6 protein-coding genes are annotated in these 6,749 nt (G+C 55.4%); 3 read left to right on the top strand and 3 right to left on the bottom strand.

Annotated features, from left to right (window positions below; genetic code table 11):
- Positions 1–557: 557 nt before the first annotated feature.
- Positions 558–1,792, bottom strand: a protein-coding gene (locus HMPREF3227_RS10680; RefSeq protein WP_197429529.1) for an IS3 family transposase whose coding sequence is annotated in 2 segments (ribosomal slippage) — positions 558–1,504 and positions 1,504–1,792 — 1,236 coding nt in all. Because the reading frame shifts where the segments join, the coding sequence is not laid out codon by codon here.
- Between the two features lie 334 nt (positions 1,793–2,126).
- On the opposite strand from HMPREF3227_RS10680, the gene HMPREF3227_RS10675 reads away from it, so the two are divergent.
- Positions 2,127–3,401, top strand: coding sequence for an MFS transporter (locus HMPREF3227_RS10675; protein WP_066512983.1), 1,275 nt, complete (start codon positions 2,127–2,129; stop codon positions 3,399–3,401).
- Between the two features lie 606 nt (positions 3,402–4,007).
- On the opposite strand, the gene HMPREF3227_RS10670 is transcribed toward HMPREF3227_RS10675, so the two are convergent.
- Both HMPREF3227_RS10670 and HMPREF3227_RS10665 read right to left on the bottom strand, forming a co-directional pair.
- Positions 4,008–4,202 (bottom strand): hypothetical protein, encoded by a 195-nt coding sequence (locus HMPREF3227_RS10670; RefSeq protein WP_066493438.1) that lies wholly within the window; start codon positions 4,200–4,202, stop codon positions 4,008–4,010.
- 382 nt (positions 4,203–4,584) lie between these two features.
- On the bottom strand, positions 4,585–5,628 hold the full coding sequence (locus HMPREF3227_RS10665; protein WP_082750342.1) for a pseudouridine synthase: 1,044 nt from the start codon (positions 5,626–5,628) through the stop codon (positions 4,585–4,587).
- On the opposite strand from HMPREF3227_RS10665, the gene HMPREF3227_RS13610 reads away from it, so the two are divergent.
- Complete coding sequence (locus tag HMPREF3227_RS13610; protein WP_168162240.1) at positions 5,564–5,707, top strand: hypothetical protein; 144 nt, start codon at positions 5,564–5,566, stop codon at positions 5,705–5,707. The two genes, HMPREF3227_RS10665 and HMPREF3227_RS13610, sit on opposite strands and share 65 nt — an antisense overlap.
- Positions 5,708–5,776: 69 nt before the next feature.
- Entirely contained in the window at positions 5,777–6,673 is an 897-nt protein-coding gene (locus HMPREF3227_RS10660; protein WP_066512976.1) for a universal stress protein, read from the top strand.
- The last annotated feature ends 76 nt before the right edge of the window (positions 6,674–6,749 follow it).

The raw sequence follows: 6,749 nt of genomic DNA, 5'->3' as shown, positions 1-6,749 counted from the left end.
CGCCGACATAAAAACAACAAACAACAACTACATATTTAAAGGCCGCTTGCCGGGAAGAACACGCTTCTTCCCGGCAAGCGGTCTTTTTGCGGTCTTGGCATACCGAAGGCAGAACGCGCCGACGGTCATGCCGAGCCTTTTGGCGGGCCGGCGACAGTCGGAGCCTGAAACGTAAATGAGGCATCGAATCTACCGCTTCGCGATTCTTCAACAGCTCATACATAATGGGGTGCTCGAATGCATCGGCCTCGCTACATCCCGAGTACAGGGCTATCGTTACGCAGAGGGGTCATCGGCACACGGAGGCACGCGAGCGCTACACGCCCACACGTTTTGCTCAGTTTTGCGGAAGTAGTGGGAGACATTTAATAAGGGGAGCGGTTACGAGTACTGGCCGGAAGGTTTCGTCGTTTCGCATATGTGACGTTGAGGAGACGGCATTCGCTGCGGACGCGAGGGGCGAAGTCGAGCTTTTCGTCCGTTCCCTTTGAGGTGAGGTGATGACATACGTGTATGTCCGCCGATACCGGCAGGCTGAAGTGCCCCGAGTTTTGTTCCTAGGCATTTGCCTTGATCGTTATTATTTCCTGTGGCGGGGTCTGCTTCCAAAAATCGGTTTCCACCTCAACCGGGGTTCGGTATCCCAAGCTTTGGTGGAGCCTTGTCTCGTTCCACCATGACACCCACTCGAACGTCGCGATTTCTACCTCGACAACATCATCCCACCTGCGAGTATGGATTAGCTCGTTCTTGTAGGAGCCGTTTACGTTTTCAGCAAGAGCATTGTCGTAGGAGTCGCCAACCGTCCCAGTGGAAGCGGCAATACCGTGCTGGGCTAGTCGCTCGTTGTAGACCACGCTGACGTACTGGGACCCGTGATCCGAATGGTGAATGAGACCTGTTGTTTCCTCAGCACACACGATCGCTTGGTTGAGAGCTTGCAGCGGCAGTGCTTCAGTCCGCATTGAGTCTGATAACGCCCACCCAACGATCCGGCGGGAGTAAACGTCGGTGACAAACGCGGCGTACACAAAGCCTTTCGCCGTGCGCACATACGTAATGTCGGCCACCCACAGCTTATTTGGACCCTGAGCTTTGAATTCACGCTCGACCAAGTCCGGGCGCAGATCAGGCACGTTAGCTCTTCGGGTTGTGATAGGTGATCTGCCTTTGCCTTTGCCAGAAATACCGGCCAGGCGCATCAACCGAGCGGTTTGTTCACGCCCGATATCAATTCCTTCACGGCGAAGAGCATGCCACATTTTCCGCACCCCGTAAACACCGTAATTATCCCGATGAACAGCCCTAATGCGTTCAATCAGCACAGCATCGCGAAGGCGACGAGCACTTAATCCACGGGCCTTGGACTGGCGATAACCACGCGAGGTGATAAACCCACCAGCCCGGTTATTCTTCGACGTCTTACAAATGAACTCGATAGAGAAACGATTCCGGTGTTCATCGATGAATCGGATCATTTCCGACGTTTGGGGTCGAGTTCCGACGCGAAAAAAGCTGAGGCAGCCTTCAGCAGCTCATTAGTATCGCGTAGCTCTTGATTCTCACGGCGTAGTCTCGCGTTTTCGGCGGCCAAATCTTCAGGCACAGGTTCTGGAGTGTTTCCCGAACGGCGGGCCTGCTGGGTCCATTGACGAGCTGTGTGCCATGAAACCCCCAGCTTTGGGGCTACTGCCTGGCACGCGGCTTGCATCAACATATTTTCCGCCAAGATGCGGTCCTCAACGAGACGGACCACGCGGTCCTTCGCATCCTGGTCAAATTTCCTTGGCATGTTCCAGATTTTCCCATCTACTCAAACGGAACAAAACCTGGGGCACTTCAGCTATTATGGTCTCCATCCAGTTCTTAAAGAGCAAGCGCCTACCCCAAGAGAATTAGTAAGCTTATTGCGGGGAAGTTTAGAGGCACTGATCCGAGATTAATGGCATAGTACCTGGAGCACATCATGTTCACATTACTGCATCAATAAATCCCTTTTGACACACCGCAAGTTGCGGCGGGTCAAGAATTCGACCCGTGAGAATTGCCCATTTCGGAAATCCGATGCTGGGTTCATGCTGCGTGCATGAGCTTTCAGTCGCGGTTGTCAAACATTGAGAGACACGATGCAGGATTATAAGACTTCTGATCAAAAATTTTGGACCACCGTACGCAAGAATCATCCTGACTATCTACGTTGGTTCTTCGCCGATACAGCAAGCGCCTTGGGGGCATCCCTCGTGGCCATCCCTATCTCACTTGCGAGCTACCACCTCACTGGAAGCCTAAGTCAAGCGGGAGTGATTGGAGCCGCAAGTTCGGCCGGCTCGATGATCATGACGATCCCGGCCGGCATGATCATTGATCGTTTCAACAAAAAGAAGTTACTTCTCTTCTACGGGCTGAGCCAAATTGCTATTTGGTCAACCTTTTCGCTGCTACTTTACTTGAGCAAATTCACTTTCATACTTTTGTTCTTTTTTAGCCTGTTTGCAGGAATGATTTCAGGCGCGTTCGGAGGCCTAACCAACGCCATTTTGAGATTCATCATTCCCGAGAATTTGCTTGTTCAAGCGCAAGGCCGTAACCAAACTCGAGACAACATTATCTGGATGGTCGGACTACCTTTAGGAGGCTTTCTCTACGGTCTAGCCCCGGTTATTCCCTTTGTTGTACAAACTTTGTCTGGGTTGGGTCCGCTTTATGCTTCAAGAACTTTCAGCATGGACTTGGGGAAGTCAAACAGCGAGCAACGGTATTCGTTTAAAGAGTTCTGGTCCGATAGCAAATATTCTTTGGCTTGGATTTGGAAATATCCGATGCTTCGAACAATTTTCAGCATCGATATCTTCTCCAACTTCGCCAACTTTTTCCTCATCGCGTCTATTGACCTATGGCTGGCATACCTCAAAGTTGATGGTTGGATAATCGGCCTCACCTCAACCATGTTTACTATTGGAATGATTGTTGGAGGACTTCTTCAAGACCGCCTCATCAAGCAATTGCCAGGAAGAAACATCATCCGAGCAACAATGCTTTGGGAACTACTGTGGTATCTGTTGCTTCTCGTATTTTCCCAGTATTGGGCACTCATCGCAGTCGCAGCATTTTTCATCGTAGTTCCATCCATTGCGTGCAACTCATACTCCGGAGGACTACTTGCGTTATCAGCACCTCCCGAAAAAATAGGAAAGTGCTCGGCAGGAGCGCGTCTGATGATGGGATTGCTACCTATCATCGCTTCCGCCAGCGCGGGTACATTTCTCGCCGCAATTGGTTTTCAGGCAAGCATGGCGCTATGTGCTCTGTGCTCGGTTATCTCCTGTTTGATAGCGACAAGTTTAGTCCTGCGCACACTACCTAAATCATCCGAGTTCAATTTACTCCCCGTATGCGAGTAAGTCCCAAGGTCATCTACCAAAGACTGAAATACAGATGGGCCTGACCCCGGAAAGTAGACACGTCGGGGGTTAGGCCCGATTGTTTAGCAACGCCAGCAGATCTATACCTCCTGGATGAGCCAACCAATCACCTGACTAGGGACTTTATAGACAGCTTTATCGAAGTAATAACCTCATCACCCGCCGCCGTCGTCATTGCAACTCATGACAATGACCTAATCGACAGGGCCCAAGGGTGGAAAGTAGTTCAACTCACATAACTTTCCCGAAGAACTCCATTAACCTAGTTCAAAAGGGAACACCTAAGTCTATGTAGGGAACGGGATAGTGCTGGGCAGAATCCTAGTCGAACTGCTGCGATTCAAGGGGGCCTGTCGTTTGCTTGGTGGGACGCTCGCTACTTTGCGTTAGCGTCGAAAGGAAGGCATCCCATCTTTCCATCGGCTCGTACTGGAGGGGCCGAGTAGAACGGCGCGACTGCCTGCGCGCGGATACAGAAGCGTGCGGCACGCAGTTACGCATTTAGTTCGGAAACGGGACGTTGGGGTCGTGCCAATTCGTGATGGGATCGTTGACGAATACGGGGTCGAGGCGGGGCGGGCGCTGCTACTCGGGAAGGAAGCTGTAGGTATACAGCACGGGATTGTGGATGGTGAGCTCGTAGTTGACGCCGCGGTCCTCGGCTTGGGAGACGAGGTTGTTGACCTCGGCGCGATGGAAGAGGTGGACAGCGGCGAGCAGTGTAGCGGCGAGGAGGAGGACAGTGGCGGTGACAATCTTGAGCATTGTTGCGGTCTTCATGGCGTTCCTCCTCCTGGTGTTTACGGGCTTGAGGGTATCGGAGTGGAGTGCAGCGTGCAACGAGGCTTGATAGCAGACAGAGGATGCTAGCGAGGGTCGGGTGGCAACGGAGTTCCAACGAAGCGGGCCGCGAAAGTTCCTATGTTCGAATATTCACAGCAGTCACAGAGGTTAACTTGGGGGATCCGCAGGCAACTGACTTGGGGGCTCGCCATTATTGTGCGGATCGGGCATGGTGAGAATTGAAATGGGAAATTGTGTTGTTATAGCTACCCCATTCTTCGACCAGTGGTTTTCGCAGCATTTCTCATCGTGCGGAAAGCATGAAAAATCCCTCTCTGCGTGCACCGGAGAGGGATTGTGGGCGTGTAGGACGTCAATTTTAGAACGTAGTGCCTAATTGTGACGTGAATGTGCGTTGCTCGCCGCTCAGCGGGTCGGTGAAGGAGAGCGTGCGCGCAATGAGATGCATCGGGATGGTCATGTCTTCGGCGTCCTCGGGGAGCACGGTGGGATAGACCGGGTCGCCGAGGATGGGGTGGCCGGCGGCCCACATGTGGAGGCGGAGCTGGTGCGTCTTCCCGGTGGTGGGCTTGAGGACGTAGCGCGCGAGCGAGGGTTGCGGGCCGTGGATGGCTTCGAGGGCTGCCTGCTCCGAACTAGACAGGGGCATGACAGACTCGAGCGTGGTGATGGCGTTGGGTTCGCCTTCGACGAGCGTGCCTTGGATTTCGCCGGGGACCTTGTGGATGCGGGAGCGCCAGGTAATGGGGGCATCGGAAGGCTGGTAGGCGGCGATGGCCTCGTAAGTCTTGGAGACTTCCCGGTTGGCGAAGAGGGTTTGGTAGGCGCCGCGGACGGTGCGGTCCTTGGTGAAGAGAAGGACGCCGGCGGTAAGCCTGTCGAGGCGGTGGGCGGGGGAGAGTTCGGAAAGACCGGTCGAGCGGCGCAGGCGCACGGTGGCGGTCTCAGTGATGTGGCGCGCGCGGGGCATGGTGGCCATGAAGTGGGGCTTGTCGGCTACGAGGAGTTGGTCGTCTTCGTAGAGGATCGGAATGTCGTAGGGGACGGGTGTTTCCGGAGCGGGGGTGCGGTAGAAGTAGACGTCGGAGCCCTCAGTAAGGACGGAGTCCGGAGAAAGGACGGTGCCGTCGCGGAGAACCACCTCGCCAGCATCGAAGCGGGCGAGGACTGCGGCCTCGTTGTCTGAGGGGTGGCGGTGGCGCTGGGAGGATACGAGGTGCCAGACGAATGAGTAGGCGGTGAGCCCGGGTTCGGGAACGCGGGCGCGAGTGGCGTTGAGACCATCGCGGATGGGCAACGGGGTGAAGCCTTTGCGCATGTGTACTAATCTATTGGCCATGGATTTTAACGCCCTTCTCGAACCGATTGTCGCCTTCTTCTCCGATGGTATCGGTGCTGTCATCGCCCGGATCGGTGAGTTCTTCTATAACGTCTTCTTCCCGGCGAATGCGGAGGCCGCTCACACCACCCCCGAGATGTGATCTAGCTGGTAGCGTCCGGTCTTATGGGCGGTATACTAACGGTATAACCACTTCGAAAGGATGGATGTCATGGCCAAGGAAGACATTGTTGTCGTTGCAGTCGATGGCTCGGAGGCGTCAAAGAACGCTGTGCGGTGGGCCGCAAACACCGCGATGAAGCGCGGCATCCCGCTGCGTATTGCGTCGAGCTACACGGTTCCGCAGTTCCTCTACGCAGAGGGCATGGTTCCGCCCAAGGAACTCTTTGACGATCTGCAGGCGGAGACGCTGGAGAAGATCGAAGCTGCACGTGCCGTGGCTCATGAGGTTGCGCCGGACATCAAGATTGGCCACACCATCGCTGAGGGTTCGCCGATCGACATGCTGCTCGAGATGTCGCATGACGTCACCATGGTTGTCATGGGTTCCCGCGGCATGGGCGGCCTGTCCGGCATGGTTATGGGTTCGGTCTCCGCGTCGGTTGTCTCCCACGCGTCCTGCCCGGTCGTCGTCGTTCGCGAGGACAACCAGGTCACCGAGTCCACGAAGTACGGACCCGTTGTGGTCGGCGTCGATGGCTCCGAGGTCTCCCAGAAGGCTACGCACTACGCGTTCGCTGAGGCTGCGGCCCGCGGTGCTGAGCTTATCGCCGTCCACACATGGATGGATATGCAGGTGCAGGCGTCGCTTGCCGGCTTGTCTGCCGCGCAGGCCGAGTGGGCCGAGGTTGAGAAGGAACAGGGGGTGCTGCTCACTGAGCGCTTGGCCGAGTTCCAGGCCGAGTACCCGGATGTCCCGGTGAAGAAGGTTATCGCTCGTGACCGTCCGGTGCGCGCGCTTGCCGATGCCGCCGCGGGTGCCCAGCTGCTCGTTGTCGGCTCGCATGGTCGCGGCGGCTTCAAGGGCATGCTGCTGGGTTCCACCTCGCGCGCGCTGCTGCAGAACGCGCCGTGCCCGATGATGGTTGTCCGCCCGGATTCTAAGTGATAACCGTGTGCGTTAGTTTCTCGGAACATTTATAGAATGTTTCGATTAGCTAACGAATGAGTAAGCGTCCAATAAC

Origin of the sequence: Corynebacterium sp. CMW7794, assembly GCF_001563605.1 — a bacterium.
GTDB classification, from domain to species: Bacteria; Actinomycetota; Actinomycetes; order Mycobacteriales; family Mycobacteriaceae; genus Corynebacterium; species Corynebacterium phoceense.
The sequence above is the reverse complement of the archived record's forward strand: the minus strand, read 5'-3'. Positions and strand labels throughout refer to the sequence as shown.

What these genes read in the sequence shown, in the direction of transcription:
- HMPREF3227_RS10660 (WP_066512976.1), top strand. Translation starts at nt 5,777, where the DNA reads ATGGCCAAGGAAGACATTGTTGTCGTTGCAGTCGATGGCTCGGAGGCG.
- HMPREF3227_RS13610 (WP_168162240.1), top strand. Translation starts at nt 5,564, where the DNA reads ATGGATTTTAACGCCCTTCTCGAACCGATTGTCGCCTTCTTCTCCGAT.
- HMPREF3227_RS10665 (WP_082750342.1), bottom strand. Translation starts at nt 5,628, where the DNA reads ATGACAGCACCGATACCATCGGAGAAGAAGGCGACAATCGGTTCGAGA.
- HMPREF3227_RS10675 (WP_066512983.1), top strand. Translation starts at nt 2,127, where the DNA reads ATGCAGGATTATAAGACTTCTGATCAAAAATTTTGGACCACCGTACGC.
- HMPREF3227_RS10670 (WP_066493438.1), bottom strand. Translation starts at nt 4,202, where the DNA reads ATGAAGACCGCAACAATGCTCAAGATTGTCACCGCCACTGTCCTCCTC.